The sequence below is a fragment of the Sinorhizobium medicae genome, from assembly GCF_007827695.1.
Taxonomy (GTDB): Bacteria; Pseudomonadota; Alphaproteobacteria; order Rhizobiales; family Rhizobiaceae; genus Sinorhizobium; species Sinorhizobium medicae.
The window spans coordinates 253409-280392 of sequence record NZ_VITA01000005.1; the positions used below are offsets into that span (position 1 = coordinate 253409).

Below are 26984 nucleotides of genomic sequence, written 5' to 3' on the forward strand. Positions count from 1 at the left end.
CGTAAAGCGATCACTTCCAACGATTTAGGCTTGCCGTTTCAATCCACGCTTGGCCGACGGTGGCCGGAGGGTCCAGCCGAGATTTGTGCCCGCGGCTGCAATGAGGATCGCGATCGAGCCTGCGATCTGCGCCGGCTGTAAGGCGTGGCCGAATGCGATGCGGTCGACCAGGATCGCAGCGATCGGATAGATGAAGGAAAGGGCGCCCGTCATGTGGGTCGGCAGCTTCTGAATGGCGCCGTAAAGCAGGATATACATGATGCCCGTGTGGACCACCCCCACGGTCAAGAGGAGCGTCCACTGGAGCGTTCCCTGCGGCAGCGGCGCGGCAAGGGCGAAGGGAGCGAGCATGGCCGCTCCGGTTATGACCTGTACCAGCGCGATCAGATGCGGCGGCGTGCCCTTGAGGAGCTTGGTGACGAGCGCAGCGATGGCATAGAAGAATGCGGCACCGAGCGACAGTGCTATTCCGGTGAGATAATCGACTGGCTCGTAGCCACCCGCGGGCTCGGCGGAGACAATCGCGACCATGCCTGCGAAGGAGAGCGAGAGCCATAGAAGCTTGCTGGCGGTGATCTTCTCTCCGAGAAAGATCGCACCAAGCCCGAGCAGCATGAAGGGCTGCGTGTTGTAGACCATCGTGGCAATGGAGATAGAAGCGCGGGGATAGGCGGCGAAGAGCAGTAGCCAGTTCAGGACGATCGCGACGCCGCCCAACGCCGAAAGCAAGATGACCTTCATCCGCAGGTGCTTGAGGTCGATGAGGCCGAAAAATGCCGCAAGCACGGCAAGCGTCGCGGCGCCGAACACGCAACGCCAGAAGACGACACCCGCCACAGGCTGCCCCGACATCAGCACAAACCAGCCGATCGTTCCCGAAATCAGCATGGCAGCCGTCATTTCCACGCTTCCGCGTCGCAAATCCCTATCCATGACCTTGGCTCCTTCTACTTGTGTCGCAAGAATAATGAGCCTGTTCGCGTGGATATATGGATATTTGTAGGAAGACATGGGAGTATGGCTAAATGTGAAAGGTGAAAAGGCCGAAATGGCTTATGGAGATTTTATGCTGGACGAGCTTGACCGACGCATTCTCGAAATTCTGGCCGGCAATTCCCGGGTGTCGCTGAAGGAACTGGCGCAGGAGGCGGGCCTGTCCTCGCCGAGCGCGGCGGAGCGGTTGCGCAAGCTGGAGGAGCGCGGCGTGCTCGATGGCTTTACGATCTCGGTCAATCCGGCTCGTCTCGGCTACCCGCTGCAGGCGATCGTTCGCATCCGGCCCATGCCCGGAATGCTGCATATCGTCGAGCGGCTGATCCAGGAAACGCCCGAATTCATCGAATGCGACAAGGTTACTGGAGACGACTGTTTCATCGCCAAGATGCTGGTGCGCGATATGGCGGAACTCGACACGATTCTCGATCGCATCGCGGAAAAGGCACAGACGAATACGTCGATCGTCAAATCGTCGCCGGTCAAGCGGCGCTTGCCGCCCCTTAACTGAGGCCCGTCGAGCCGAAGCCGCCGCCGCCGCGCGCGGTTGTGGACGCGCCGTCTGCCTCGCGGATCGCCATTTGGGTGACCGGGGCGATCACCATCTGGGCGATACGCATGCCGCGCTCGACAACGAAATCATCCGAGCCGAGATTGACGAGCAGCACCTTTACTTCGCCGCGATAATCGCTGTCGACGGTGCCCGGCGTGTTGAGGCAGGTAATGCCGTGCTTGAAGGCAAGGCCGGAGCGCGGACGAATCTGTCCTTCATGACCAGCCGGAATCTCGAAGACGAAGCCCGTCGGGACCAGCGTGCGCGCGCCCGGCCGGATCGTCATCGGCTCATCTGCCGGGACGGCCGCGCGGAGGTCCATACCGGCGGCACCCGCGGTCTCGTAGGCAGGCAGGTCGAGGCCTTCGCCATGGGACAGGCGGACGAGGGTGAGGTCAGGGGTGAGATCAGCGCGATTTTCGGGTCTGTGCATGCTCATTCCTTCATAAGCACGGCCCGGCTTGCCGCAGTCAATTGCATATTGGCCCCCGAGCCTGTAAAGGACGCCGCAACTCACAGGATACTCAGATCATGGCCGAAAGCATTGCCGAGGCGGTCTCCCGCCGCCGCACATTTGCGATCATTTCGCACCCGGACGCCGGTAAGACGACGCTCACTGAGAAGCTTCTGCTGTTCGGTGGCGCGATCCAGCTTGCCGGCGAGGTCAAGGCCAAGAAGGATCGCATCCAAACCCGTTCGGACTGGATGAAGATCGAGCGTGAGCGCGGCATTTCCGTCGTTACCTCGGTGATGACTTTCGAATACGACGATACCGTATTCAACCTCCTCGATACCCCCGGCCACGAGGACTTCGCCGATGACACCTATCGCACGCTGACGGCGGTCGACGCGGCTGTCATGGTGATCGACGCGGCAAAGGGTATCGAGCCGCGCACCCTCAAGCTTTTCGAGGTCTGCCGCCTGCGCGACATCCCGATTATCACCTTCGTCAACAAGATGGACCGGGAGAGCCGCGATCCCTTCGAGATCCTCGACGAGGTCGAGCAGAAGCTGGCGCTTGACTGTGCCCCGGTCACCTGGCCGATCGGCCGCTCCAAGACCTTCTGTGGCACTTATCATCTTGCCACCGACGAGGTGCGGGGCGCCGACACCCAGGAGCGCCTGACCAAGGTCAACGGTCCGGAAATGGTTTCGCACCGCCTGCCCGAGAACGAACGCGACACCTTCATCGAGGAAACGTCGCTGGCGATCGAGGCCTGCAAGCCCTTCGACCGCAAAGCCTTCCTCGAGGGCCATCTGACGCCCGTCTTCTTCGGTTCCGCCCTTCGGAATTTCGGCGTCCGCGATCTGATCAATGCGCTTGCCGAATTCGCGCCGCCGCCGCGGGCACAGGTTGCCGATACCCGCACCGTCGAGGCGACGGACGACAAGATGACCGCCTTCGTCTTCAAGATCCAGGCGAACATGGACCCGAATCATCGCGACCGCATCGCCTTCGTGCGCGTCTGCTCGGGCAAGCTCGAGCGCGGCATGAAGGCACGGCTTTCGCGTACCGGCAAGCAGATGGGCCTGACGGCGCCGCAATTCTTCTTCGCCTCCCAGCGCCAGCTCGCCGACACGGCGTTCGCCGGCGACGTCGTCGGTATTCCGAACCACGGCACGCTCAGGATCGGCGATACGCTGACCGAGGGCGAACCGCTCGTCTTTCAGGGCGTTCCGAACTTCGCGCCGGAAATCCTCCGCCGCGTCCGTCTGGAAGACGCGATGAAGGCGAAGAAGCTAAAGGAGGCGCTGCAGCAGATGGCGGAAGAGGGCGTCGTGCAGCTCTTTTCCCCGGATGACGGGGCGCCGGCGATCGTCGGCGTCGTTGGCGCGCTGCAGCTCGACGTCCTGAAGGAACGGCTGCAGGCGGAATACAGCCTGCCGGTCTCGTTCGAAATGTCCCGCTTCTCGATCTGCCGCTGGATCTCGGCCGAAAGCGCCGCCGATCTCGAAAAGTTCATTGCGGCCCATCGCGGCGACATCGCGCGCGATCTCGACGGCGACCCGGTCTATATGGCGCAGGACGGATTCTCGCTGCGTTACGAATCGGAACGCTATCCGGCGATCAGGATGGTGGCGATCAAGGAGTATCACGTCGCCAAGGCGGCGTGACAGGTTCCGGGCATCCTTTCAAGGCTTGCCTGGAAGCGCTCGCGCTCCGGGAAGTGCCAGGGTTAAAACGGCGATAAGTACGCAGCCGATGCCGAGCACCTGGCTGAGACCCAGCGGCTCGTCGAGTATCGTATAGGCGAGAAGCACGGCGGAGACCGGTGCCAGTGCCGTGAAGACCGAGGCCTCGGTGCCGCTCACCTTGGCGAGCCCCGCATACCACAGCAGGAAACCGCCAACCGTCGGTACGAGAGCGTAGTAGACCACTGCCGCAAACGCCGGCACCGTTGCCGCCTCAACCCAGGCCGGCTCGAAAAGGGCGAAAGGTGCGGCGATGGCTCCACCGAAGCCAGCCATGAGAGAAGACAAAGCGAGCGGTTGAATCGGCGTATTCAGGCGCTTGTTGAGAAGGATGAACAGACCTTCGCAGACGACTGCACCGAAGATCAACGCACCGCCTGAAAGCGAATGTGGCCCGGCATTGCCGGACTTGGAGACGATCGCCAGCACCCCTGCGGCGGCCAGGCCGATCGCGAAAAACAGGGAAGGGTGCGGCCTTTCTCCAAGCACGACTATGGCGATCGCCGCCGATACGACAGGAAGCGTGCCGATGATGACGCCGGCATCGGCCGCGGAGGTAAACTTCAGGCCGGAAATGAGCAGTGTGGTATAGCCGACGCTGCCGGCGCCTGCCTGCAGCAGCAGGAGGAGCCAGTCCCGCCTGGTCAGCCGCGGCCATGGGGTCGTCCTTGCCCGCATCAACAAGAGAAAAAGCGGGAAGGCAACCACGAAGCGCAGCGCCGTCGCCGTGAACGGCGGCAGATCGGCCGCGATGATCTTGCTCGCGATCACGGTGCTGCCGACAAGCACCATTGCGAGCGACAAATAAACATATCCCTGAGCTTGCTTCGACATTCTGCCGCCGTCCGGATTGAAGATGGCGGCAGAAGAAACGATCCGCATCGCGCGGTCTTGTACGAAATTGCAGATGCTGAGGTTAGTTCATTGCCTGCGCATAGGCACCGGGCGAGAAGCCGTATTTGCGCACGAAGACGCGCGTCATGTGGCTCTGGTCGGCGAAGCCACCGGCAGTTGCCGCTTCAGCGAGTGGCGTGCCCCCGGCAATCAGCCGCCGGACGATGTCCATCCGACGCTGGATGAGATAGGCATGAGGTGTGAGACCCGTAGACTTGGCAAAGCCGCGCACGAGCTGGAAGCGGCTCAATCCGCTCTCGCGGGCAAGGTCCTCGAGCGTCACGGACGCAAGCGGATCGTGGTCGATCAGGTTTACGGCCCTGGCGACCGACCTGGACACGCTGGCCGGAGCACGTGCCGGGGCAAGCTGCATCGCCTCCGCGAACAGAGTGACGGCGAGTTCATCCCAGCAAAGCGTCGACCCGGGGCTGTCGACCGCTATGGCAGCAGCGAAGATCGCCCGAAAGCGGCCTGCAAGGGTGGGGCTTCTGATCACCGGGTCCGAGAATTCGCAACTCGATCTTTTCCCTTCGGTGACGTCATTGACGAGCGCGGCCACAAGCGGCGGATCGAGGTAGAGCATTCGCCAGGATCGTCCGAGATCGCCAATCGGCGCTCCGTCATGGACCTCGCCGGGATTGACTGTGATCACGTCGCCGGCTTCCGCCGCGACGGTTCCGCGGCCGCTCAGCGACGTTTGCGCACCGGCATGGACCAGGCCGATGCCGAATTGTTCGTGCGTATGGCGGGCGAAACTGTGGTTCGTCGTTGCCTCGACCACATCGATGCCCGCAATGCGACGCGGAAGTACCCTGAAATGCCCTTTTGGCATGTTCCGCTCGCCGCCCCCGTTCTTCGTTGAGCCTCGATGCTGTTATAGAGCAATACCGGGAAAAGCGCGTAGCGGTTTCCCGGGCTTGCGGAACAACAAAAGCTTAGCGGCCACAGGAGGGCTATCCACGTGCTTGCGCCGGTAGCTTGGCGATGTCACCGACCCAGGACAGGGCCGAGGAACACCAGATCTGCTGGCGTGGTGAAAGTTCGCGCCGCTGATTGATCGTGCCGAGGCGGATGCCGATCTCCTCGGCGTCCTCGTCCGTTCCCGTCGTATAAACCGGCGACCCGCAATTGGGGCAGAAGAACTGCAGCCGCTTGCGTCCGTTTTCGCCGATCTTGACGTAAAGCTTCGGCTCGCCGCCCGTCAGCCGGAACGATGATCGCGGCGTGCTGGTGCTGACGCGGTAGGCCGTGCCGGTCAGTCGCTGGCAATCGGTGCAATGGCAGATGGTTACGTGCTCAGGGTCGATCTCCGCTTCGTAGGTCACGAAACCGCAATGGCATTGGCCGTCAATGTGCATCCGACGCTCCTCGTCACTTGTGTTCAGTAGACACGCGAAAGCATTTCCGCTTTCTCCCAATCACGGAAACTCTCCAATCCCTTGTTTTGCCGCAATTCCGGACGGAAAACCGCTACGCACATTTCCTGGAATTGCTCTACTGCATGTTTCCTTTGATCGGATCCGATTGAAGGACAAGAACATGCAGCAGATCAAAGTGCTACAGCGACCTTTGTGCCTCTGATAAGACGCACGGCGCTGTAGTACGCAGGGTCATTCGTCCAGAGCGGTGTCGCGGACGACTCAAATGCCGGTGAAAAGCCATTCGTGTTCCCCGGCATTGTGGAATTTCCAGATCCGCCTCGGCCCGGCCATGACGTTGAGGTAGTAGGAATCATAGCCGTGGATCGCGGCGACCGGATGGTAGCCTTTGGGGACCAGCGTAACATCGCCGTCCTCCACGGCCATGGTCTCGTCCAGGGAGCGGTCGTCGGTATAGACCCGTTGCATGGCAAAACCCTGTGGCGGGTTGAGGCGGTGGTAGTAAGTCTCCTCGAGGTAGCTTTCGGCCGGTAGATTGTCTTCGTCATGCTTGTGCGGTGGGTAGGAGGAGGTGTGACCGCCCGGCGTGATCACCTCGACGACCAGCAGCGACTGCGCCGCGCCGTCGTCCTCCGGCATGATGTTGGTGACGTAGCGCGTGTTGGTCCCCTTGCCGCGTGTCATCTGCGGGTGCGTGCCGGGGCGGATGACCTTCGCCTCGAAGCCCTCGCCGCCGGGCGCGGAGCATATGGCGAGGTCAAGGCCGGTCGTCGCTTCAGCCCGCCAGGTGCCGCCCTTCGGCACATAGACAGCATAGGGTTGGCCATCGAAGGGCGTCATGCGCTCGCCGAGCTCGCCGAAATCCTTGCCATCGACAGAGATTCTCGCCTTGCCGCTGACGAGCACGAGGCAGAGTTCCTTGTCCCCCGCCTCGCCACCGGTCATCTCGCCAGGCGACAGCCGATGAAGTGCGAAGCCGACATAGGACCAGCCGGCGCCCTCAGGCGTGATCTCCTGCATCAGGCCGGTCTGTGCTTTCGGTTTGACGAGCAGTCTGGACATGTAGGTCTCCTCGTATTTGTACCATCTCTCCACGCCCGCCGGGAGAGGGGATACCGGCGTTTGCGACTGGCCCATCCTGCCCCGGCGGCGGAGTGAATTGCATGGTGCGGCATATTCCTTTTCCCCGCTTGCGGGGACAAGGCGGCGGCCGGATGAGCGGCGGCTACATTCTCTCCAGCCCCGCCTCCTTCGCCAATGCCTTCAATGACTTCAGCCCCAGAGATTGGTAGTCGAAGGGGTTGCGCACGGCCGAATCCTGCTCAGCCTCTATCACAAGCCAGCCGTCATAGTCGTGTTCGGCCGCGATTTTGAGGACCGGCAGGAAATCGATGCCGCCCTCGGAATCGCCCGGAACGGTAAAGACGCCGCGGCGTACGCCTTCAAGGAAGGACAATCCTTCGCTTTCGACCACCTTCCGGACGGCCGGGCGGACGTTCTTGCAATGAATGTGGCGAACGCGGCCCATATATTTCCGCGCCAGTTCCGCCGGGTCGGAGCCGCCGAACCAGGCGTGACCGGTGTCGAGCAGCAGCTTGGTCGCCGGACCCGTGTTCTGCATCAACAGGTCGACCTCTTCGCCGGTCTGGACGATGGTGCCCATGTGGTGATGATAGACCAGGTCGATGCCCTGGCTGGCGCAATATCCGGCGATCGCCTCGAGATCGGCGCCGAACGTCTTCCACTCGTCCGCTGCCAGCACCGGCTTATCCTTGACGAGCGACTTGGAATCGTCCCCATGGATGGCGTTCGAGGTTTCGCAGACGATCGCCACCTTGCAGCCATTGTGCTTCAAAAGGTCGAGATGCGGCTGGATAGCCTTCTTCTCCGCCTCGACATCATGGGTCAGCAGATTGGTCGAGTGCCAGCCCGAGACGAAGACGAGATCATACGAGCCAAGCTTCCGCTTCAGCGCTTCCGGATCGGAAGGCATCTTGTGGCCCTTTTCGATGCCGTCGAAGCCGATTTTCTGACAATCCGAAAGGCAGTCCTCGAGGGTCAGATGCGCCCCGATCGAGTGGTCGTCGTCATTGCTCCAGGCGATCGGGTTGGTTCCGTAGCGGATCATGTGCTTGCTCTCTGTTGTCTTGTCTGCCGGAGGCCGTTGGTTCGTAGTTTTGTTTTGGTGCGCGAAGGAGGCCGCAGTAGGTCAACCAAACCGCTGTGACCGGAGGGCATTTTCGTAATCTTCGCGGGCGGCCTTTACCTGGTCGCGGTCCGAAACCTCCGGGACCGCGACGTCCCACCAGTGCCCACCGGCTTCCGTCGTGATCAGCGGATCGGTATCGATGACGATGACGGTCGTGCGAGCCTCGTCTGCCGTTTCGGCAAGCGCCGCTTCGAGTTCGGGGATCGATCCCACCTTTCGGGTGACCGCGCCCATGGCGGCGGCGTGGGCGGCGAAGTCGATCTGCGGCAGCGCCACGTGATGTGTGTCCTTCAACAGGTTGTTGAAGTTGGCGCCGCCCGTACCCATCTGCAACCTGTTGATGCAGCCATAGCCGGCATTGTCGAGCAGCACGATCGTAAGCTTGGCACCGAGCATGACCGAAGAGGCGATCTCGGAGTTCAGCATCATGTAGCTGCCGTCTCCGACCATGACGATCACGTCACTTTCGGGCTTGGCAAGTTTCACGCCAAGGCCGCCAGCGACCTCATAGCCCATGGTCGAGAAGCCATATTCCATATGGTAGCTGCCTGGAGACTCCGCCTGCCAGAGCTTGTGCAGCTCGCCGGGCAGCCCGCCGGCGGCGCAGACCAGTGTCGTTTGCCTCCCGCCACGGGCGCGTTGCACGGCGCCGATGACCTGCGCATCGGAGGGAAGCGCCGCATTGGTGGTGGCCGTCGCCCTGTCGGCTGCAGCAAGCCACTCGGCCTTTCCGGCCCTCGCCTTCTCTGTCCAGGCGCTGTCGGCGCTGTAGCTGCCGAGCCCGCCCGAGATGCGGTTGAGGCCGGCCCGCGCATCGGCGATCAAAGGCTGTCCATCGTGCTTGCCGGCGTCGAAGGGCTGGACGTTGAGTCCGATGATCTTCACCGCTTCATTCTTGAAAAGCGCCCAGGAGCCGGTAGTGAAATCCTGCAACCGCGAGCCGACGGCGAGCACCACGTCCGCCTCTTCCGCCAAGGCGTTGGAGGCAGAGGTACCGGTGACGCCGACCGAACCCATGTTCAGCGGATGCGCGTGCGGCAGGGCGGACTTGCCGGCCTGCGTCTCGAGGACCGGAATGCCGTGTTTTTCGGCGAACTCGGCAAGGTCGGCGCTCGCTTCCGAATAGAGCACGCCTCCGCCTGCGATGATGATCGGCTTCCTGGCAACCTTCAGCGTCTCGATCGCCGCGGCCAGTTCGTCGAGATCGGGCTCGACGCGGCGCGGTACCCAGACTTTTTCGTCGAAGAACGATTCCGGGTAGTCATAGGCTTCCGCCTGAACGTCCTGGCAGAGCGAAAGCGTCACCGGGCCGCAATCGGCCGGGTCTGTAAGCACCTGCATGGCGCGGCGAAGCGCCGGAATGATCTGCTCCGGTCGCGTGATGCGGTCGAAGTAACGCGAGACCGGGCGGAAGCAGTCGTTCGCCGAGATCGTCCCGTCGCCAAAACTCTCTACCTGCTGCAAGACCGGGTCCGGCCGGCGATTGGCGAAGATGTCGCCGGGCAGGAGGAGCACCGGCAGCCGGTTGACGTGTGCGAGCGCGGCCGACGTCACCATATTCAGGGCGCCCGGGCCGATGGACGTCGTGCATGCCATGAAGCGGCGGCGGAAGCTCGCTTTGGCGAAGGCGATCGCCGCGTTCGCCATGCCCTGCTCGTTCTGGGCCCGGTAGGTCGGAAGGGTTTCGCGCACGGCATAGAGCGCTTCCCCGACCCCGGCGACGTTACCGTGACCGAAAATCGCGAAGACGCCGCCAAAAATCGGCACGCGCTCGCCCTCGATGATCGTCATCTGCCGGGTCAGGAACCGCGCCACGGCCTGCGACATGGTCAAGCGCACTGTACCCTGGCGCACGGTTTTCTGGGTCATTGTCTCCTCCTCGCGGCCGAATCCGTGCCGCTTCCTATTTGACCACTATAGATCCCTGGTCTCGCCCAGTTGCAGCCAAAGATCCACGAGTGCCTTGAACTTTGCCGCCATGTCGGTGATCGCCTGTTCGTCGGTCATCCCGCCGGAGAGCCAGGCTCTGGCGGCATCGGCGAAGATCGTCCTTCCGACGGCAAATCCCCTGACCGTCTTCGATGTTCTGGCCGCCGCGAACCCATTCTTCAGCACTTCATAGGGTGCTTCCAGGCCGAGGAGCACCACGCCCCGGCAAAGCGGGTCGCGCCGCTCGATCACGGCATCGATGGCTCTCCAGGCTGCGCGGCTTGCCTGGGGCTCGAGCTTCCACCAGTCCGGCTTCAAGCCTGCATCATAGAGTTCCTCGAGCGCTCTCGGTACAGTCCGGTCGTCGAGTGGTCCATGCTTGCCGGCGATGATCTCGATCAGGATCTCGCGTCCGACCTTGCGCGCCGCCTCGAAGGCCGAACGAAGCTTGGCAATCTGGGCGGTCTTGAGTTCGGCCGGATCGTCAGGGTGGTAGAAGGAAAGCACTTTGATGCAATGGTCGACCGGCCACTCGATAAGGCGGCTGCCGAGATCCTGGCTGAATTCGAACTGCAACGGCCGCGAGCCCGGCAGCTCGACGGGCTTTCCGATCCAGAAATCGCGATAGGCGCCGGCAGCATAAAGCGCATCGCGTCCGTATTTGTCGTCGATGAGCATCCCGAAGCCGGAGCGGCCGGCGGCCACCTCCGCCGCCGCCTTGACGGCGAGGACCTTGAAGGCCGGTATGCGCGAGAGCAGTTCCGGATTTCCCTCGGCAATGTCTTCGAGCTGGCTGCGGTGATCGACGGCAAGCGCCATCAGCAGCGGTATCTCGCGCCTGCGCGTCGTTGCCCAATGCACGTGGTTGATCGCCTCGTCCTTGCGAAGCGCCTTCACCTTGCTGCCGTGCTCGAGGAAGTACTGCAGCTCGGTCCAGGTCGGGATTTCAGGCGCGCAGAGCAGGCGGGAAACCGCGAAGGCGCCGCAGGCATTCGCCCAGGTCGCGCAGGTCGCATGCGGCTCGCCCCTCAGCCAGCCGCGCAGGAAACCGGACATGAAAGCATCGCCGGCGCCAAGGACGTTGTAAACCTCGATTGGGAAGCCCTTGCCGACGATACCGTCTTCGAGGTCGTCCGAGATCGGTCCGTCATAGACGATGCAGCCCATCGGTCCGCGTTTGAGCACGATCGTGGCCTTGGAAAGCGAGCGGATGGACTTGAGCGCCGCGAGCAGATCGTTTTCGCCTGATGCGATCAGCACTTCTTCCTCGGTGCCGACGATCAGGTCGCAATCGCCAAGGACGGTTCGCAGATGTGCGGAGACGCGGTCGGAGGCTATATAACGGCTCTCGCCCGCATCGTGGCCCGCAAGGCCCCAGAGATTAGGGCGGTAGTCGATGTCGAAGACGATCCTGGAACCGTTTTCCTTGGCAATCCTGATCGCCTTGCGCTGGGCTGCGTCCGTATTGGGCTTCGAGAAATGCGTGCCGGTAACGAGGATCGCATGCGCGGAGCGAATGAAGTCTTCCGCCACATCATCCTCGCTGAGCGCGTTATCGGCGCAATTGTCGCGGTAAAAGAGCAGCGGGAAGGATTTTTCGTTTTCGACGGAAAGAATCGCAAGCGCGGTCAACCGCTCCGGATCGGTGACGATGCCGCGCGTCTCGACCCCTTCACGCTGAAGCTGCTCGCGAATGAAGCGGCCCATCTGCTCGTTGCCGACGCGGGTCAGCAAGGCGGATCTCAGGCCAAGTCGCGCGGTACCGACCGAGATGTTGCAGGGGCAGCCGCCGACCGACTTGGCAAAGCTCGCCACGTCTTCCAGCCGCGTGCCGATCTGCTGCCCGTAAAGATCGACCGAGGCTCTGCCGATCGTGATGATGTCGAGAGGCCTGGTTCCCTCTGTTGCAGGAATGTCAGCCGATGGAACTTCAGCCGATGAAATCTGGCTCACTGCATCCTCCCCGTGGACGCCGGGTCGGCGCCGACAATTATACTCATGCCATGGGTCACGGGCATATGAAACATAAATTCCGTTGCCTCGTCAATATGGAATTTACGTTCTATATTACTCACTCCCCCTCGGCGATACGGCGCCGTTTCTCGGCAATCGCGACGGTTAGCGCCATGGCGAAGGCCATGCTGGCCGAGAGCGAACGGAAGCCGGCGTGATCGGCCTCGACGAGTTCGAACCAGACCTTGGAGGATTCGGCGAGCGGCGAGAAGGCGGAGTCGGTCAGCGACACCACGGGCACTTTGCGGTTGGCGAGCAGGCGCGCCTGGTTGGCGCTTTCGCTTGCGTAAGGCGAGAAACTCACCGCGAAGGCGGCATCTTCCCTGTTGGCCATCGCCAGCATGTCGTCGTCGATCCCGGCAGCCGTACCGACATGCTGATATTTCACCTTCAGCTTGCCGAAGGCATAGGCCATGTAGCTGGAGATCGGGTAGGAGCGCCGCTTGGCGATCAGATAGATGGTATTCGCCTTGGCGAGTATATCGACGGCGCGCTCGAAGGAATGGGGGTCGACCGACGTTGCGATGTTTTCAAGCGAGCGATGAGCAGCCGCAACGAAGCCGTTGAAGATCGATCCGCTCTCGAGATTGTTGTGATCGTTCTGGCGCAGCGCCTTCAGCCGCTCCTCGTAGCCGGGCGTGCGTTCGCGCAACCTTGCGCGAAAAATCTGCTGCAGGCTTGAAAACCCTTCGAAGCCGAAATGCTGGGCGAAACGCACCAAAGTCGAGGGCTGGACGTCGGCCGAAGTCGCAATGCTTGCCGCGGTGCCGAAGGCGATCTCGTCCGGATTGTCGAGCGAATAGGCCGCCACCTGCTTCAGCCGTTTCGGCAGTTGCGCCTTGCGCTCGAGAATGACCGCCTTCAGTGTCTCGAAATCCTGCGGGACATCGTTGGTCGTCTCGGGCATGGGCATGGTTCGCGGACTCCGGGCTGCTTGCGATTGACCGACTCTAATGGATTAGCCTATCTCGGGATAGAATGGATATTCCATTTTGATACCTTATCCATGTTGAACGCGGGAGAAGGGCCCAACGGCCACGCCATTCACCCGATCTCCACCCAGGCGTTCGTCCGGGCGGAGTGGTAGGTCGCGGAGAGGACCTTCTGGACCTCATAACCCTCGCGGAAATCGGTAGACGTCCTGACGCCATTCGCGATCGCTTCCAGGAATTCGTGGACCTCGATCGCCTTCAGATCGTTGAAGCCGATCTGGTGGCCCGGAGCGACGCAGAACGCCCCGTAGGGCGGATGTTCCGGACCCGCCCAGATGGTGCGGAAGCCGCGGCTCCTTATATCGTCGCCCGCATAATAGATCTTGATTTCGTTCAGCCGTTCCTGCGTGAAGACGATGCTGCCTTTTGACCCGTAAATTTCGAAGTCGTGCTGCATCTTGCGGCCGGTCGCGATCCAGTTGGCTTCGAAGCTCCCGCTTGCGCCGCTCTCGAATCGAACAAAAGCCCGCGTTACGTCGTCGACTTTGACGGCGCGGGTCTCTGTTGCGCCGCGAGCGAGCGGGCGTTCCGCAACGTGGATTACGGAGTCGGCCAGCACGGACCTAACGGGCCCGACGAGATGGCGCATGCAGGCGATCATATGGCTGCCGATGTCGGCAAGAGCCCCGCCGCCGCTGCGCGGATCGAGCCGCCAGCCCCAGGGAACGGTCCGATCCGCCATGAAGTCCTCCGCGTGAACGCCGCGAAACGACCGTATCTCGCCGATCTCGCCGCTTTCGATGATGTCCCTGGCGAGAAAAATGAGCGGGTTCTTGAGATAGTTGAAGCCGAGCTGGGTGACGACCCCTGCCTTTTCGGCCGCCGCAACCATCTCGGCGCAGTCGGCGACCGTCGGGGCCAGCGGCTTTTCGCAATAGACGTGCTTACCATGGGCAATCGCGGCGAGCGCCATCTCCTTGTGCAGGAGGTTCGGCGTGGTGATATCGATGACGTCGATCTCCGGGTCGATCAGAAGGTCGCGCCAGTCGGTGGTCGCCTTGCGGAAGCCGAGCCGTCCCCTGGCCGCCTCCGCGCCCTCCACAGTCACGTCCGCGACGGATACGAGGTCCAGCTCGAAAGGCAGGTCGAAGACCCGCGCTGCAATCGTGAAGCCGAGAGCATGGGCCTTGCCCATGAAGCCCGTGCCGATCAGGCCGATGCCCAGCCTGCGCCTGCCGCTCATGTCGTTTCTCCCGGGTCAGGCCCTCATTCGCGTTCGGTGGAAATGAAATGAACTGTGCGAACAATGTCAATATGGAATATTTGTTCGAAAACATTTCTCTTTCTTGGAGGGGAACAGGAGGAAACCGCTATGTTTCAGGAAAGAATGTGTTAACGCAATTTTACCATGTTCCGTTGAAACATCGCTGCTGACGGGGGCGCACGAATCATTTTCATATGGCGGGGCCAAACCAGGGTGATGAGCATGTGCCGTTGGGCAGCCTATCGCGGAGAGCCGCTCTATCTCGAAGAACTCGTGACGTCGCCCAAGCATTCCCTGATCGAACAGTCCCATTGCGCCGTCCGGGCTAAGACGGCGACCAATGGCGATGGCTTTGGGATTGCCTGGTACGGCGACCGGCCTGAGCCGGGTCGCTATCGCGATATCTTGCCGGCCTGGTCGGATTGCAATCTGAAGAGCATCGCGAGGCAGATTCGATCCCCGCTGTTCCTCGCCCATGTTCGCGCGGCGACCGGCGGCGGTACACGCCGCGACAATTGCCATCCCTTCGTCTTCGGCCGCTGGTCCTTCATGCACAATGGTCAGGTCGGAGATTTCGAGTATTTGCGGCGGCCGATGGAGACCATGCTCGGCAACGAGCTCTATCAGGCGCGCACCGGCACGACGGATTCGGAACTGCTTTTCCTGCTCGCCTTGCAGTTCGGCCTCGAGCGCGATCCCCTCGGGGCCGTCGCCGAGGCGCTCGCCTTCGTCGAGCGGCTTGCCGAACGCCTGGAGCGACCGGCACTCGTGCGCTTCACGGCGGCTTTTTCCGACGGCCGCGACCTTTACGCGGTTCGATATGCCACCGACTGGAAGGCGCCTACACTCTATGCCGGGCCGATGGGGCCCGCCGGTGGATATTGCCTCGTCTCCGAGCCGCTCAACGATGATGACGATGCCTGGCTGGAGATTCCGGACGGCAGCGCGATCGTGGTCGGCGAAAACGGAGTCGACGTTCGTCTCTTCAGGACCGGCGACGTTCCGCCGCGGCCGGTCCTGGTCATTCCGGAAGAGGTTGAGGCGTAACCGATCGTTGGTGTCGCGCTACTGGGCGGAGAGCTTCTTCTCGATCAGAGCCGCCAGCTTCTCCGCCACGTCATCCTTGCCCATTTCTGGCCAGTCCTCCGTTCCGTCGCGGCCGATCAGCTTCACGCGGTTGCGGTCGCCGCCCATGATGCCGGTTTCGGGCGAGACGTCGTTGGCAAGAATGTAGTCGGCACCCTTCTTCTCAAGTTTGGCGCGGCCGTTCTCGCTGACGTTCTCGGTTTCCGCGGCAAAGCCGATCACGAGCCTGGGCCGAGATGCGTGGTGGCCCACGGTCTTCAGGATGTCGGGATTTTCCGCAAGCCGAAGTGAAGGCGGGGCCTCGCCCGGCCGCTTCTTGATCTTGTTGCCGGCTGTGGATGCGACGCGCCAGTCGGCCACCGCTGCCACCATGACGGCCACATCGGCGGGCAGAGCAGACAGCACGGCATCGCGCATCTCCTCGGCGCGCTCGATCCGCACGACGCGCACGCCGGCGGGATCCGCGATGGTCACCGGCCCCGAAATCAGCGTGACATCCGCACCGAGCCGCGCAAGTGCCGCTGCGATCGCGTGGCCCTGCTTTCCCGACGAGCGGTTGGCGATGTAGCGAACCGGATCGATCGGCTCGTGCGTCGGGCCGGAAGTGACGATCGCCTTACGGCCGGAGAGCGGCCCCGATCCGCCGATCCTCGTCTCGCCAAGCATTCCCTCTACCGCCGCGACGATCTCCAGAGGGTCGGCCATGCGGCCTTCACCTGCCTCTCCGCTTTCAGCCATTTCACCTGTGCCGGGTCCGATAAAGCGGACGCCGTCGCCGGCAAGCGTCGCGCGGTTGCGGCGTGTGGCCGGATGCATCCACATCTTCGGGTTCATGGCCGGAGCGAGCAGCACCGGCCGGTCGGTCGCCAGGAGCACCGTCGAGGCGAGGTCGTCGGCATGGCCATTGGCAATCTTCGCCATGAGGTCAGCCGTTGCCGGCGCCACCACGACGAGATCGCAATGGCGCGCCAGCCGGATATGGCCGACATCCTGTTCGTCCTCGCGCGAAAAAAGCTCCGTAAAGACGTGAGAGGCGGAAAGTGCGCCGACGGTGAGCGGCGTCACGAATCGCTGCGCCGCCGCCGTCATCACCGGACGCACGTCGGCGCCGCGCTCGCGCAGGCGGCGGATCAGGTCGAGGCTTTTATATGCCGCGATGCCGCCGGAGATGATGAGAAGGATACGCTTTCCCGACAGTGTCATTCCGCTTCGGCCTCAGCCGCCTCCGTCCGTTTTCGGCGACCCTACTCGACCGTCTTGCCGCACGCAATTGCGGGCCTAGTTGGTGTGTTGGCCAAAATTTCCAGGCATTGACTTTTTTGAAAATCACGTAACATATTGAGTTACATGAAACGCGATAGTAGACTTTCCATCACCCTGCATGCGCTGCTTCATATGGCGGAGCGTAAAACCATCACCTCGGAAGAGCTGGCGGCCTGCCTGTCCACCAACCCCGTCGTGGTCCGGCGCACGATGGCCGGTCTGCGGGAAGCGGGGCTGGTGCGCTCTGAAAAGGGGCATGGCGGTGGCTGGTCGCTCGCCTGCGACCTCGCAACGGTCAGCCTCGCAGACGTGCATGCCGCTCTCGGGGAGCCTGCCTTTTTTGCGATCGGCAATCGCACCGAGTCCCCCGGCTGCCTGGTGGAACAGGCCGTCAATGCCGCAATGGACGGGGCGCTCCGGGAAGCCGAGCTTCTCCTCCTCCAGCGACTGGGAACGATAAGTCTGGCAGATCTTTCGCGTGATTTTCAGCAACGGATGGCGCTCGGTCGCCAGAAAACGAAGGAGCAAAATCATGTCGGTTGATGCGGCGCCAGTTGATGTAACGATTGTGGGAGGAAGCTATGCGGGTCTTTCCGCGGCATTGCAGCTGGCAAGGGCGAGGCGCTCCGTGGTGGTCGTCGATTCGGGCGCGCGCAGGAACCGCTTCGCCGACACGTCGCATGGGTTCCTCAGCCGCGACGGCGAAGCGCCGGCGGTGATCGCGGCGCACGGGCGGGAGCAGTTGATGGCCTATCCCAATGTGCGATTCGTCGAAGGAATGGCTGACACGGTAAGCCGCGGCGGCGCGAATCTCATCGTCTCGATACAGGGTGAAAAGATCGCCGCGCGGCGGTTGATCCTGGCCACCGGGGTGATCGATGAATTGCCGTCGCTGCCGGGACTTCAGGAACGATGGGGCCGTGCCGTCTTTCATTGCCCCTATTGCCACGGCTACGAGCTCGGGCAGGGGCGAATCGGCGTTCTCGCGACCGGTGAGAACAGTTTTCACCAGGCTATGATGCTGCCGGACTGGGGACCGACCACCTTGTTTGCCAATGATGTATTCGAGCCCGATGCCGCCCAGGCCGCCATGCTCGAGGCACGCGGCGTGGAGATCGAAAGGCAGAAGGTCGTCGCTCTCGACGGGCCGAAGGCGACCTTGGTGCTGGAAGGCGGTCGGACTGTTTCCCTCGAAGGTCTTTTCGTTGCGTCCCGTACCCGCATGGCAAGCGGCCTGCCCGCAGCGCTCGGATGCGCTTTCGAGGAAGGCCCGCTCGGGCCTTTTATACGGACGAATGAGGCAAAGGAGACGAGCGTGGAGGGCGTCTACGCCTGCGGCGATGCGGCGCGCTCGGCGGGCTCGGTCTCCCATGCGGTGGGCGACGGCGTCACGGCAGCCGTGGCTGCCCATAAATCGTTGATTTTCGACGTGCATTGAGGCCGTCTTCCCGGACGGAAAACCCTACACGCTTCTCCTGAAAGTGCTCCGGTCAGCGGGCGCCGGCGGCGGTAAGCAGGCGTTCGATGGCGCGAAAGCCGCGTCTGCTTGCATGGGCGAGGGGCGTCACGCCGTCGCCGTCGGCAAGATCGACATCGGCACCGGCTTCGATCAGCAGCCTGACGATGTCGGTATGTCTGTCGCCGCCATTGCCGAGAATGATCGCTTCGAGGAGTGCCGTCCACCCGAGGCGGTTGACATGATCGACGGCAACGCCGGCCTCGATCAATGTCTTCACCGTTTCCACATGGCCACGCTCGGCGGCCGGAATGAGGGCGGTGCCGCCGTAGCGGTTGGTGCTCTTGAGGTCGGCACCGTGTGCGAGGGTCATCTTCAATATTTCGAGGTGGCCGCGCGCGCCGGAATAGAGATAGGGACTGTCCTCAATCCGGTCCTTGGCATTGACGTCTGCGCCGGCCGCAATAAGCACCCGCGCAGCCTCGATATTGTTCTCATGCGTCGCGATAAGCAGGGCCGTCGCGCCGCTTTCGTCGCGCGCATCGACCTTCGCGCCCCGGTTCAGGAGAGCGCTCACTTCGGGGGCGTTGCCCTGCCTGGCGGCGGACAACAATTCTGTCTCCAGCATGGCGGTCTCCGCGGCTCCCTCTCGGTTCAGCGCTATGATCACGAAAAGGGAGGCGATGATCCGCCACCACCAAGTCCTCGTCCCGTTCATTCTGATGCAGATCGCGGACACGGTCACAGCATCGACCGGCTGAGGCCGCCATCGACGGGAAGCGCAATTCCGGTGATATAGGCGGCTTGGCGGCTTGCGAGAAAGGCGGCGGCAGCACCGAACTCGACAGGCGTCCCATAACGCCCGACCGGAATTTCCACCTGGCTGCGCGCGGCGATGGTTTCGACGCTGACGCCCTCGGCCTCTGCATCCATTCGGTCGAAACTCAGCGTCCGGTCCGTCGCAAGCCGGCCCGGCAACAGCATGTTGACGGTCACGCCTTCGGCTGCGACCTCACCGGCGAGCGTCTTCATCCAGCCGGCAAGTGCGCTGCGCAGCGCGTTGGAGGCCGTCAGTCCGGGGATCGGCTCGCGAATGCTGGTGGAGGCGACGGCGATGATGCGGCCGAAGCCGCGCGCCCGCATCGGCGGAAGCAGCCGGTGGGCGATACGCATCGCGGAAAGCACCATCGCCTCGAATTGAGCCCGCCAGAAATCCGGATCAATGTCGCTGGCATGGGTGGGCGGGGGACCGCCTCCGTTCAGCACCAGAATGTCGATCGGACCGAAGGCGGAGGCGAGCCGGTCAAGGAACGGATCGATGGCCTCGGACCCGGCCAGATCGAGCGCAAAGCCGAGGGCATCCGGACTGATTTCCGCCGCGGCCCTGCCTGCGGTCTCTTCGTTCCGGCCGGTCAAGGCGACCGCAACGCCTTCGGCCGCAAGCGCTTCGGCGATACCGCGCCCAAGCCCCTTGCTGCCGCCCAGAACAAGCGCTTTTTTGCCTTCGATGCCGAGATCCATGGTTCATTCCTCCTGCTTCGACAGCTTTCTCACCCCAGCGGGGGATGGTTCGGAGCCTCAGGCGAGCGGCATTCTATCAACCGTCACGCAAGCTGCCAGGCGATGTAGGTGAGCGTGGCCGCGATCACCCACAATGCAATGCGGCCGGAGCGCGTGTGCCGCGCTTCGGCTCTGCCGATCGCTTCCGAGGTATCCGCATCGAAGCGCAAGCCCTTTTCGCTCATCGCCATGACGTCTGCGGAGAAGCGTTCCGTCCTGGCCGCGATTTCCGGAAGCGCCTCGGCGACCCGGAGCGCCGCATGCATGCCATCGCGCAGATCCGCGACGATGCGCTTCGGTCCGAGATTGTCCCGTATCCACCTGCCGACGACCGGCTCGGAGGCCTTCCACATGTTGAAGCGCGGGTTGAGCGTTCGGGCGACACCCTCGACGACGACCATGGTCTTCTGCAGCATCACCAGTTCGGGACGCGTCTGCATGTCGAAAAGCTCGGTGACCTCGAAAAGCAGCGTCAGAAGCTTCGCCATGGAGATAGTTTCGGCCGGCTGGCCGTGGATCGGCTCTCCAATGGCGCGGATCGCCTGGGCGAAGCTTGCGGCGTCGTGATGCGAGGGAACGTAACCGGCCTCGAAATGGACGTCCGCGACACGCTGATAATCGCGCATGATGAAGCCGTAGAGGATTTCTGCGAGGAAGCGGCGTTCCTTGCGGCCGAGGCGGCCGACAATCCCCATGTCGACGGCGACGATATGGCCCGCATCGTCGACGAACAGGTTGCCCTGGTGCATGTCCGCGTGGAAGAACCCGTCCCTGAGCGTGTGGCGCAGAAAGGACTGGATGAGCGTTTCTGCAAGGCGGTTCAGGTCGTGACCGGCCCTTTTCAGGCCTTCGATATCCGACATCTTGACGCCGTCGATCCATTCCATCGTCACGACGTCCCGGCCGGTGCGCTCCCAGTCGACCCTGGGCACGCGAAAACCGGAATCCTCCTTGGTGTTCTCGCCGAGTTCGGAAAGCGCGGCGGCCTCGAGCCTCAGGTCCATTTCGACCTTGGTCGTCTGCTCGAGCGTCCTCGTCACCTCGACGGGCCTGAGGCGACGCGTATAGGGCAGGAACCGCTCCTGCATGCGCGAAACCAGGTACATGGCTTCGATGTCGGCGGCGAAACGCTGGCGCACGCCGGGGCGAACGACCTTGACCGCAACCCGTTCGCGTTTGCCGTCGCGCATGATCACGGCGGCGTGAACCTGGGCGATCGATGCGGCTGCAACGGGCTCGGAAAATTCGAGGAACAGTGCATCGACCGGCCGGCCGAGCGACGCTTCGATCGCAGCCCTTGATTCGCTCTGCGGAAAGGTCGCCATGCGGTCCTGCAGCAGCGACAGGTCGGCGGCAAGCTCGGCGCCGACCACATCCGGTCGTGTGGCCAGGAACTGGCCGATCTTGACATAGGAGGGGCCGAGCCGTTCCACCGCGCGGGCAAGCCGGTCGTTGCGCTCCTCGAGGCGCGCCTCGCGGCGGGCCAATAGGCCGGCGAGCTTCTGCACGAAACGTGCGAGCGGGGGCAGGTGTTCGGAGGGGACCGCCGCAAACGCGTTCTCGCGCGCAAGGACCCAGCCGATCCGTATGAGACGGAAATATGCGCCTGGCGTGCTCATGCGTTCAGATTTTCCAGCCGGAATGCAGCGCTGCTATGCCGCCGGTATAGTTGGTGAAGGAGACGCGCGCGAAGCCGGCATCGCGGATCATGGCGGCGAAATCGCGTTGGTTTGGAAACTTGCGGATCGATTCGACCAGATATTGGTAAGGTGCATCGTCACCGGTGATGAGCTTGCCGAATTTCGGGATCGCATTGAAGGACCATGCATCGTAGAAGCGGTCGAGCAGCGGCATCTCGACCTCGGAGAACTCGAGTACGAGCAGCCGCCCGCCGCGCTTCAGCACCCGATAGGCCTCGCGCAGAGCCACTTCGATGCGCGGCACGTTGCGAATACCGAAGGCGATCGTATAGGCGTCGAAGGAATTCGCCGCGAAAGGCAGGTCTTCGGCATTGGCCTCGACGAATTCGAGATTGGCTTCGATGCCCTTCTTGCGCGCCCGCTCGGCACCGACCGAAAGCATCGAGCCGTTGATGTCGAGCACGGTCGCTTGAGCCTTGCGCCCGGAGCGCTCGACAATACGGAAGGCGATGTCGCCGGTGCCGCCGGCGACGTCGAGGACCCGGTAGTCCTCGCGGCCCGGCGGGTTGAGCGCCGCGATCATCGCATCCTTCCAGACGCGGTGCAGCCCGGCCGACATCACGTCGTTCATGATGTCGTAGCGTTTGGCGACCTTGTGGAAGACATCGTTGACGAGCGGCTGCTTCTCGCCCGTGCCGACTTCGCGAAAACCGAAAGAGGTCTCCATTCCGCCACTCGCCGATACGCGCTCGTCCGCCATACGAATACTCCACTTCAACGAATTTTGCCGGCACCATAGCGAAATCGCCCGTCGCACGCTATCTGGGCGAGAAGCGACCGGCGGCCGCATGCAGCGGGATATAGGCCATCGATGTCGCTATGGGAATGGCGAGACGCTCACGCGGGCCAACGCGATGAACAAAGGATTGAAGGAAGTCAGCCGATGCCGGAATTGCCCGAGGTGGAAACGGTCAAGCGCGGACTGGCGCCGACGATGGAGGGAGCACTTCTCGTGCGCGCCGAATTGCGCCGTCCCGATCTGCGCTTTCCCTTTCCCGAGAATTTCGAGGACGCAGTCGCCGGCCGGCGTATCGTCGCGCTCTCGCGCCGCGCCAAATATCTGACGATCGAGCTGGAGGGCGGCGACGTCATCATCGCCCATCTCGGCATGTCCGGCTCGTTCAGGATCGAGTTTGACGGTCCCGGGGAGGGCCGCATCAAGGAGAGCGCCGATCCCGCCGTCCCCGGCGATTTCCACCGTCCGCGCAGCAAGGACGAGAAACACGACCATGTCGTCTTCCATCTCGATGCCTCCTGCGGCCCGGCCCGGGTCATCTATAACGATCCACGCCGCTTCGGCTTCATGGCTCTGGCGCGGCGCGAAGCGCTTGCCGAGCACGTCTTTCTTCGCGGCCTCGGCGAGGAGCCGACCGGCAACGCTCTCGATGCGGCCTATCTCGCCGCCCGGTTCTCCGGCAAAGCGCAGCCGCTGAAAGCCGCTCTTCTCGATCAAAGGACGATCGCCGGCCTCGGCAATATATACGTTTGCGAGGCATTGTGGCGTTCGGGCCTTTCGCCGAAAAGGGCGGCAGGTACGCTCGTCGACAAGCGGGCTCGCCCGAAGCAGGCGCTGGTTCAGCTGACGGATGCGATCCGCGCCGTCATCGCAGATGCGATCGCCGCCGGCGGTTCCTCGCTCAAGGATCACATTCAGGCGGATGGCAGTCTTGGCTATTTCCAGCACAGCTTCTCCGTCTATGACAGAGAAGGCGAGGCTTGCCGCACGTCCGGCTGCCGCGGTACGGTTGAGCGCATCGTTCAGGCAGGGCGTTCGACCTTTTACTGTCCGCACTGCCAGAAATAGCGCGCGGCAAGGCACATTTCGCTCCCGGATCTGCCGGGCGCTCGATTCCGAAAATGCGTGAAGGAGACGGGAATGGGTTACGAGACGTTGCTGGTGGAAACGCGGGGCCGCGTGGGCCTAATTACGCTCAACCGACCCCAGGCGCTCAATGCGCTGAATGCGGCGGTTATGCGCGACCTCCATGAAGCGCTGAACGCCTTCGACGCCGACAAGGGCGTCGGCGCCATCGTTCTTACCGGCTCCGAAAAGGCATTTGCCGCCGGGGCCGACGTCAAGGAGATGCAGGCGCTCGATTTCGTCGAGGGTTATCTCGGCGACTTCCTCGGCGGCTGGGAGCGTGTCGCGGACGCCCGCAAGCCTATGATTGCGGCGGTCTCGGGCTATGCGCTCGGCGGCGGCTGCGAACTCGCCATGATGTGCGACCTCATCATCGCTTCCGAAACGGCGAAGTTCGGACAGCCGGAGATCACGCTTGGCGTTATTCCCGGCATGGGTGGGTCGCAGCGGCTGACCCGCGCCATCGGCAAGGCGAAGGCGATGGACCTCATCCTCACCGGCCGCATGATGGACGCGGCGGAGGCCGAGCGCTCCGGGCTGGTGTCGCGCGTGGTGGCTCCCGACAGGCTCCTGGAGGAGGCGCTCGGCGCCGCCGAAAAGATCGCATCCTTCTCGCTGCCGGCGGCGATGATGGCCAAGGAGGCGGTCAGCCGCTCTCTGGAGCTGACGCTGGCCGAGGGGCTGCGTTTCGAGCGGCGGCTCTTCCAGTCGCTCTTCGCGACGGAGGATCAGAAAGAGGGCATGGGCGCCTTCGTCGCCAAGCGCAAAGCCGAATTCAAAAACAAGTGAGGCACGGGTGGCACGCGGTTTTCTCAAATTCCGCGTTGACGTAGGGGCGGTTTCCCTTTATACGCCGCCCTCAGTTTGGAACGCACTCGTTCGAGGCTTTCCGATAATGCTCCCGAATTGCTTGTATGACAGGTCGCAGTGACCCGGCACGGCGAGGGCGGAGTTCATGTCAGTTTTCGAAGAGAGGCATCAATGGCCAATACAACTTCGGCGAAAAAGGCGACCCGCAAGATCGCACGCCGTACCGCAGTGAACAAGGCCCGTCGTTCGCGTGTTCGTAACTTCGTCCGCAAGGTCGAAGAGGCGATCGCTTCCGGCGATCAGGCAGTCGCAGCCGCCGCCCTGAAGGCAGCGCAGCCGGAGCTGATGCGTGCCGCTACCAAAGGCGTGATGCATTCCAACACGGCGTCGCGTAAGGTTTCGCGCCTGGCGCAGCGTGTGAAAAGCCTTTCGGCCTAACCCGGCTAAGAAAAAGTTCTGTTGATGAAGTGCCCGGCGTTCGCGCCGGGCTTTTCCGATTCGCATTGCGCTTGACGTCAAGTTCGATTCATCCTGCCGCGCTCATGTCAGTCCAGTGACATATTTTTTTTAATAAAATCAGTGGCTTACGAGAGGTTGCGGCAAAAATGTTATCCTGCAACCCAACCGGATTGAGTCCGGAGTGAGTCAAGCCATTTTTTATTTTTTTTCTTTTTCGCCAGCTAAACAAGACCGCAAAAAACAAAACCGTTGATTCAACAGGGATTCTCGAAGGACTCGCGGAGCGGCATGCAAAAGCCAGCACGAGAGTCAACTGTCGGCGCTCATGGACCGATAAAAAACGCGATTGATCTTGCCGGGCGATCCTGCCTAAATGCCTTCCACAGGGGACGCAGATCATATCTGTACGAGGAAAGTTTACGGGTCATTCCAGCGGGATGGCCTTGGGCTTTCTGTCACCTGTGGCGGGGTTAATTCCACGTCGATCAATCAGAAAAGTCGAGACGATAAAACCGGGCGAGCCTTCGCACCGGAGCGAGGACGTTTCGTCTTATGGTTGCCGACCTGGGCGTCGCATTTCGAATGTGTGGGAGTAGGAACGAGGAAGGCGCGAGCTGTCCGCTTTGTACAACGATGCGGTCAGCGGCAACGAGGAAACGGTTTCGCTTGTCTTGAAAAGGGGCGGTTGGAACCGGTAAGGCGAAGCGCTAGGGGACATTCGCTTGAAGCGAAGGCAGCGGATGGGCGCAGCGCGCCGGGACGGGATATGAGGAGCCCGCATCGGTGCGTATCAGAGCGTTCGGCTGACGCGGCATGGCTTTGAGCGGCCGTGGCGGGCGGACATAAAAAATGAGGCCGCCAGAAATGACGGCATCGGATAAAGAAATTGGAAGGCGGCAAAATGCAGATGAATTTGGCGACGGCACCTGAAGGTTTTCAGGCCGGAAGCAATCAGTCTCAGGCGGCGGGGGAAAAACACGACATGCGGCATGACGCACTCTTCGAGCGGGTAAGTGCGCGTTTGAAAGCCCAGGTCGGACCGGATGTCTTCGCGAGTTGGTTTGGGCGCCTCAAGCTTCATTCAGTGTCGAAAAGCGTCGTGCGCCTCTCGGTCCCGACGACCTTTCTGAAGTCCTGGATCAATAATCGTTATCTCGATCTGATCACCTCGCTCGTCCAACAGGAGGACAGCGAGATATTGAAGGTGGAGATCCTGGTGCGCACCGCCACCCGCGGACATCGTCCGGCGGCTCCTGAAGAGAGGGTTTCTGCCGCGGTGGAGACGGTGCCCGTCGCTTCTGTTCGCCGTTCTGCGACATCCCCTTCGGTGGCGATCTCTGCCTCGACCGTTGCGGCAGCTCCGGCGAGGCCCCATCAGACGCCGCTTTTCGGGTCGCCGCTTGATCAGCGGTACGGTTTCGATAGTTTCGTAGAGGGTTCCTCCAATCGGGTCGCGCTCGCGGCAGCGCGTACGATTGCCGAGGCCGGCGCCGGCGCCGTGCGCTTCAATCCTCTTTTCATTCATTCGAGCGTTGGCCTCGGTAAGACCCATCTGCTGCAGGCGATCGCGCTGGCGGCGCTCCAGAGTGCCCGGGCGCCGCGCGTCGTTTATCTGACGGCCGAATATTTCATGTGGCGTTTCGCAACGGCAATCCGCGACAATGATGCGCTCTCGTTGAAGGAGTCGCTTCGCAACATCGACCTTCTCATCATCGACGATATGCAGTTTCTACAGGGCAAGTCGATCCAGCACGAGTTCTGCCATCTCCTGAACATGCTGCTCGACTCCGCCAAACAGGTGGTCGTCGCCGCGGATCGCGCGCCGTGGGAATTGGAATCGCTCGACAGCCGCGTTCGCTCGCGCCTTCAGGGAGGTGTCGCGATCGAGATGGAAGGGCCGGACTACGAAATGCGCCTGGAAATGCTGAAGCGCCGCCTCGAAGCGGCGCGCCAGGACGATGCGACACTCGAAATTCCGCTCGAGATCCTGAGCCACGTCGCCCGCAACGTAACGGCCAGCGGCCGCGAGCTGGAGGGAGCTTTCAATCAGCTTCTCTTCCGCCGCTCCTTCGAGCCGCAGCTTTCGATCGAGCGGGTCGATGAACTGCTGGGCCATCTCGTCAATGCCGGCGAACCGCGCCGGGTCCGCATCGAGGACATCCAGCGCGTCGTGGCCAAGCATTACAACGTCTCGCGCCAGGAACTGGTTTCGAACCGCCGCACCCGCGTGATCGTCAAGCCGCGCCAGATAGCCATGTATCTGTCCAAGACGCTGACTCCGCGTTCCTTTCCGGAGATCGGCCGCCGCTTCGGCGGACGCGACCATACGACCGTGCTCCACGCGGTGCGCAAGATCGAAGAGCTGATTTCGGGCGACACCAAGCTCAGCCATGAGATCGAGCTGTTGAAGCGCCTGATCAACGAATAGAG

Annotated in this window: 25 protein-coding genes; 9 read left to right on the plus strand and 16 right to left on the minus strand. The window is 62.4% G+C overall.

Annotation, left to right across the window (positions count from 1 at the left end):
• Positions 1-24: 24 nt before the first annotated feature.
• Complete coding sequence (locus FB009_RS10905) at positions 25-933, minus strand: DMT family transporter (RefSeq protein WP_012067746.1); 909 nt, start codon at positions 931-933, stop codon at positions 25-27.
• A 133-nt stretch (positions 934-1066) separates the two neighbouring features.
• Here FB009_RS10905 and FB009_RS10910 point away from each other — a divergent pair, with 133 nt between their 5' ends.
• Positions 1067-1504, plus strand: a complete 438-nt coding sequence (locus tag FB009_RS10910; RefSeq protein ID WP_012067747.1) for an Lrp/AsnC family transcriptional regulator — start codon at positions 1067-1069, stop codon at positions 1502-1504.
• On the opposite strand, the gene dut is transcribed toward FB009_RS10910, so the two are convergent.
• A complete protein-coding gene (gene dut, locus FB009_RS10915) occupies positions 1497-1979 on the minus strand; it encodes a dUTP diphosphatase (RefSeq protein ID WP_012067748.1) in 483 nt (160 codons plus the stop codon). The two genes, FB009_RS10910 and dut, sit on opposite strands and share 8 nt — an antisense overlap.
• 98 nt (positions 1980-2077) lie before the next feature.
• Between dut and FB009_RS10920 the strand changes: the two genes are divergently transcribed.
• Positions 2078-3661, plus strand: coding sequence for a peptide chain release factor 3 (locus tag FB009_RS10920; RefSeq protein WP_012067749.1), 1584 nt, complete (start codon positions 2078-2080; stop codon positions 3659-3661).
• Positions 3662-3679: 18 nt separating this feature from the next.
• On the opposite strand, the gene FB009_RS10925 is transcribed toward FB009_RS10920, so the two are convergent.
• The 9 genes from FB009_RS10925 to FB009_RS10970 form a co-directional block, all read right to left on the minus strand.
• On the minus strand, positions 3680-4573 hold the full coding sequence (locus tag FB009_RS10925; protein ID WP_024325363.1) for a DMT family transporter: 894 nt from the start codon (positions 4571-4573) through the stop codon (positions 3680-3682).
• An 82-nt stretch (positions 4574-4655) separates the two neighbouring features.
• Positions 4656-5465 carry an AraC family transcriptional regulator gene (locus tag FB009_RS10930; protein ID WP_012067751.1) on the minus strand — a complete coding sequence of 270 codons (810 nt, stop codon included), beginning with the start codon at positions 5463-5465 and terminating at the stop codon, positions 4656-4658.
• Between the two features lie 121 nt (positions 5466-5586).
• Positions 5587-5991 carry a GFA family protein gene (locus FB009_RS10935; protein WP_012067752.1) on the minus strand — a complete coding sequence of 135 codons (405 nt, stop codon included), beginning with the start codon at positions 5989-5991 and terminating at the stop codon, positions 5587-5589.
• 282 nt (positions 5992-6273) lie between these two features.
• Positions 6274-7074: a 5-deoxy-glucuronate isomerase gene (gene iolB, locus FB009_RS10945; RefSeq protein ID WP_024325362.1), complete on the minus strand. Its 801-nt coding sequence runs from the start codon at positions 7072-7074 to the stop codon at positions 6274-6276.
• A 163-nt stretch (positions 7075-7237) separates the two neighbouring features.
• Positions 7238-8140 carry a myo-inosose-2 dehydratase gene (iolE, locus tag FB009_RS10950; RefSeq protein WP_012067754.1) on the minus strand — a complete coding sequence of 301 codons (903 nt, stop codon included), beginning with the start codon at positions 8138-8140 and terminating at the stop codon, positions 7238-7240.
• Between the two features lie 81 nt (positions 8141-8221).
• Positions 8222-10075: a 3D-(3,5/4)-trihydroxycyclohexane-1,2-dione acylhydrolase (decyclizing) gene (gene iolD / locus FB009_RS10955; RefSeq protein WP_024311530.1), complete on the minus strand. Its 1854-nt coding sequence runs from the start codon at positions 10073-10075 to the stop codon at positions 8222-8224.
• 60 nt (positions 10076-10135) lie between these two features.
• Positions 10136-12103, minus strand: a complete 1968-nt coding sequence (locus FB009_RS10960; RefSeq protein WP_012067756.1) for a bifunctional 5-dehydro-2-deoxygluconokinase/5-dehydro-2-deoxyphosphogluconate aldolase — start codon at positions 12101-12103, stop codon at positions 10136-10138.
• 118 nt (positions 12104-12221) lie between these two features.
• Positions 12222-13076, minus strand: a complete 855-nt coding sequence (locus FB009_RS10965) for a MurR/RpiR family transcriptional regulator (RefSeq protein ID WP_012067757.1) — start codon at positions 13074-13076, stop codon at positions 12222-12224.
• Between the two features lie 131 nt (positions 13077-13207).
• Entirely contained in the window at positions 13208-14338 is a 1131-nt protein-coding gene (locus FB009_RS10970) for a Gfo/Idh/MocA family protein (RefSeq protein WP_102045679.1), read from the minus strand.
• Positions 14339-14581: 243 nt separating this feature from the next.
• Here FB009_RS10970 and FB009_RS10975 point away from each other — a divergent pair, with 243 nt between their 5' ends.
• A complete protein-coding gene (locus tag FB009_RS10975) occupies positions 14582-15406 on the plus strand; it encodes a class II glutamine amidotransferase (protein WP_012067759.1) in 825 nt (274 codons plus the stop codon).
• A gap of 18 nt (positions 15407-15424) precedes the next feature.
• On the opposite strand, the gene coaBC is transcribed toward FB009_RS10975, so the two are convergent.
• On the minus strand, positions 15425-16648 hold the full coding sequence (gene coaBC, locus FB009_RS10980) for a bifunctional phosphopantothenoylcysteine decarboxylase/phosphopantothenate--cysteine ligase CoaBC (protein ID WP_012067760.1): 1224 nt from the start codon (positions 16646-16648) through the stop codon (positions 15425-15427).
• Positions 16649-16792: 144 nt separating this feature from the next.
• Between coaBC and FB009_RS10985 the strand changes: the two genes are divergently transcribed.
• Entirely contained in the window at positions 16793-17251 is a 459-nt protein-coding gene (locus FB009_RS10985) for an Rrf2 family transcriptional regulator (RefSeq protein WP_012067761.1), read from the plus strand.
• On the plus strand, positions 17241-18146 hold the full coding sequence (locus tag FB009_RS10990; protein WP_012067762.1) for an NAD(P)/FAD-dependent oxidoreductase: 906 nt from the start codon (positions 17241-17243) through the stop codon (positions 18144-18146). The genes FB009_RS10985 and FB009_RS10990 overlap by 11 nt, the downstream gene beginning before the upstream one ends.
• 52 nt (positions 18147-18198) lie before the next feature.
• Here the strand turns inward: FB009_RS10990 and FB009_RS10995 are convergent, their stop codons facing one another.
• From FB009_RS10995 to ubiE, 4 genes are all read right to left on the minus strand, one after another.
• Entirely contained in the window at positions 18199-18792 is a 594-nt protein-coding gene (locus tag FB009_RS10995) for an ankyrin repeat domain-containing protein (protein WP_024311533.1), read from the minus strand.
• 113 nt (positions 18793-18905) lie between these two features.
• A complete protein-coding gene (locus FB009_RS11000; protein ID WP_012067764.1) occupies positions 18906-19685 on the minus strand; it encodes an SDR family oxidoreductase in 780 nt (259 codons plus the stop codon).
• 83 nt (positions 19686-19768) lie between these two features.
• Positions 19769-21343, minus strand: coding sequence for a 2-polyprenylphenol 6-hydroxylase (gene ubiB, locus FB009_RS11005; RefSeq protein ID WP_012067765.1), 1575 nt, complete (start codon positions 21341-21343; stop codon positions 19769-19771).
• 4 nt (positions 21344-21347) lie between these two features.
• Positions 21348-22124 carry a bifunctional demethylmenaquinone methyltransferase/2-methoxy-6-polyprenyl-1,4-benzoquinol methylase UbiE gene (ubiE, locus tag FB009_RS11010; RefSeq protein ID WP_012067766.1) on the minus strand — a complete coding sequence of 259 codons (777 nt, stop codon included), beginning with the start codon at positions 22122-22124 and terminating at the stop codon, positions 21348-21350.
• Positions 22125-22307: 183 nt separating this feature from the next.
• On the opposite strand from ubiE, the gene mutM reads away from it, so the two are divergent.
• From mutM to dnaA, 4 genes are all read left to right on the plus strand, one after another.
• Positions 22308-23228, plus strand: coding sequence for a bifunctional DNA-formamidopyrimidine glycosylase/DNA-(apurinic or apyrimidinic site) lyase (gene mutM, locus FB009_RS11015; RefSeq protein ID WP_012067767.1), 921 nt, complete (start codon positions 22308-22310; stop codon positions 23226-23228).
• A gap of 72 nt (positions 23229-23300) precedes the next feature.
• Positions 23301-24074 carry an enoyl-CoA hydratase gene (locus tag FB009_RS11020; protein WP_012067768.1) on the plus strand — a complete coding sequence of 258 codons (774 nt, stop codon included), beginning with the start codon at positions 23301-23303 and terminating at the stop codon, positions 24072-24074.
• A gap of 192 nt (positions 24075-24266) precedes the next feature.
• The gene (rpsT, locus tag FB009_RS11025) at positions 24267-24533 is read left to right on the plus strand and encodes a 30S ribosomal protein S20 (protein WP_011974216.1); all 267 of its coding nucleotides are present in this window, start codon (positions 24267-24269) and stop codon (positions 24531-24533) included.
• 1003 nt (positions 24534-25536) lie between these two features.
• Complete coding sequence (dnaA, locus tag FB009_RS11030) at positions 25537-26982, plus strand: chromosomal replication initiator protein DnaA (RefSeq protein ID WP_234838699.1); 1446 nt, start codon at positions 25537-25539, stop codon at positions 26980-26982.
• Positions 26983-26984: the final 2 nt, after the last annotated feature.

Excerpts from the sequence above, each read along its gene's own strand:
- FB009_RS10910 (WP_012067747.1), top strand. The coding sequence starts at position 1,067 with ATGCTGGACGAGCTTGACCGACGCATTCTCGAAATTCTGGCCGGCAAT.
- FB009_RS10975 (WP_012067759.1), top strand. The coding sequence starts at position 14,582 with ATGTGCCGTTGGGCAGCCTATCGCGGAGAGCCGCTCTATCTCGAAGAA.
- iolE (WP_012067754.1), bottom strand. The coding sequence starts at position 8,140 with ATGATCCGCTACGGAACCAACCCGATCGCCTGGAGCAATGACGACGAC.
- ubiB (WP_012067765.1), bottom strand. The coding sequence starts at position 21,343 with ATGAGCACGCCAGGCGCATATTTCCGTCTCATACGGATCGGCTGGGTC.
- coaBC (WP_012067760.1), bottom strand. The coding sequence starts at position 16,648 with ATGACACTGTCGGGAAAGCGTATCCTTCTCATCATCTCCGGCGGCATC.
- ubiE (WP_012067766.1), bottom strand. The coding sequence starts at position 22,124 with ATGGCGGACGAGCGCGTATCGGCGAGTGGCGGAATGGAGACCTCTTTC.
- FB009_RS10905 (WP_012067746.1), bottom strand. The coding sequence starts at position 933 with ATGGATAGGGATTTGCGACGCGGAAGCGTGGAAATGACGGCTGCCATG.
- FB009_RS10920 (WP_012067749.1), top strand. The coding sequence starts at position 2,078 with ATGGCCGAAAGCATTGCCGAGGCGGTCTCCCGCCGCCGCACATTTGCG.
- dut (WP_012067748.1), bottom strand. The coding sequence starts at position 1,979 with ATGCACAGACCCGAAAATCGCGCTGATCTCACCCCTGACCTCACCCTC.
- FB009_RS10985 (WP_012067761.1), top strand. The coding sequence starts at position 16,793 with ATGAAACGCGATAGTAGACTTTCCATCACCCTGCATGCGCTGCTTCAT.
- FB009_RS10930 (WP_012067751.1), bottom strand. The coding sequence starts at position 5,465 with ATGCCAAAAGGGCATTTCAGGGTACTTCCGCGTCGCATTGCGGGCATC.
- FB009_RS10935 (WP_012067752.1), bottom strand. The coding sequence starts at position 5,991 with ATGCACATTGACGGCCAATGCCATTGCGGTTTCGTGACCTACGAAGCG.
- dnaA (WP_234838699.1), top strand. The coding sequence starts at position 25,537 with ATGCGGCATGACGCACTCTTCGAGCGGGTAAGTGCGCGTTTGAAAGCC.
- FB009_RS10995 (WP_024311533.1), bottom strand. The coding sequence starts at position 18,792 with ATGCTGGAGACAGAATTGTTGTCCGCCGCCAGGCAGGGCAACGCCCCC.
- iolB (WP_024325362.1), bottom strand. The coding sequence starts at position 7,074 with ATGTCCAGACTGCTCGTCAAACCGAAAGCACAGACCGGCCTGATGCAG.
- FB009_RS10970 (WP_102045679.1), bottom strand. The coding sequence starts at position 14,338 with ATGAGCGGCAGGCGCAGGCTGGGCATCGGCCTGATCGGCACGGGCTTC.
- FB009_RS11020 (WP_012067768.1), top strand. The coding sequence starts at position 23,301 with ATGGGTTACGAGACGTTGCTGGTGGAAACGCGGGGCCGCGTGGGCCTA.
- mutM (WP_012067767.1), top strand. The coding sequence starts at position 22,308 with ATGCCGGAATTGCCCGAGGTGGAAACGGTCAAGCGCGGACTGGCGCCG.
- FB009_RS10965 (WP_012067757.1), bottom strand. The coding sequence starts at position 13,076 with ATGCCCATGCCCGAGACGACCAACGATGTCCCGCAGGATTTCGAGACA.
- rpsT (WP_011974216.1), top strand. The coding sequence starts at position 24,267 with ATGGCCAATACAACTTCGGCGAAAAAGGCGACCCGCAAGATCGCACGC.
- FB009_RS11000 (WP_012067764.1), bottom strand. The coding sequence starts at position 19,685 with ATGGATCTCGGCATCGAAGGCAAAAAAGCGCTTGTTCTGGGCGGCAGC.
- FB009_RS10990 (WP_012067762.1), top strand. The coding sequence starts at position 17,241 with ATGTCGGTTGATGCGGCGCCAGTTGATGTAACGATTGTGGGAGGAAGC.
- FB009_RS10925 (WP_024325363.1), bottom strand. The coding sequence starts at position 4,573 with ATGTCGAAGCAAGCTCAGGGATATGTTTATTTGTCGCTCGCAATGGTG.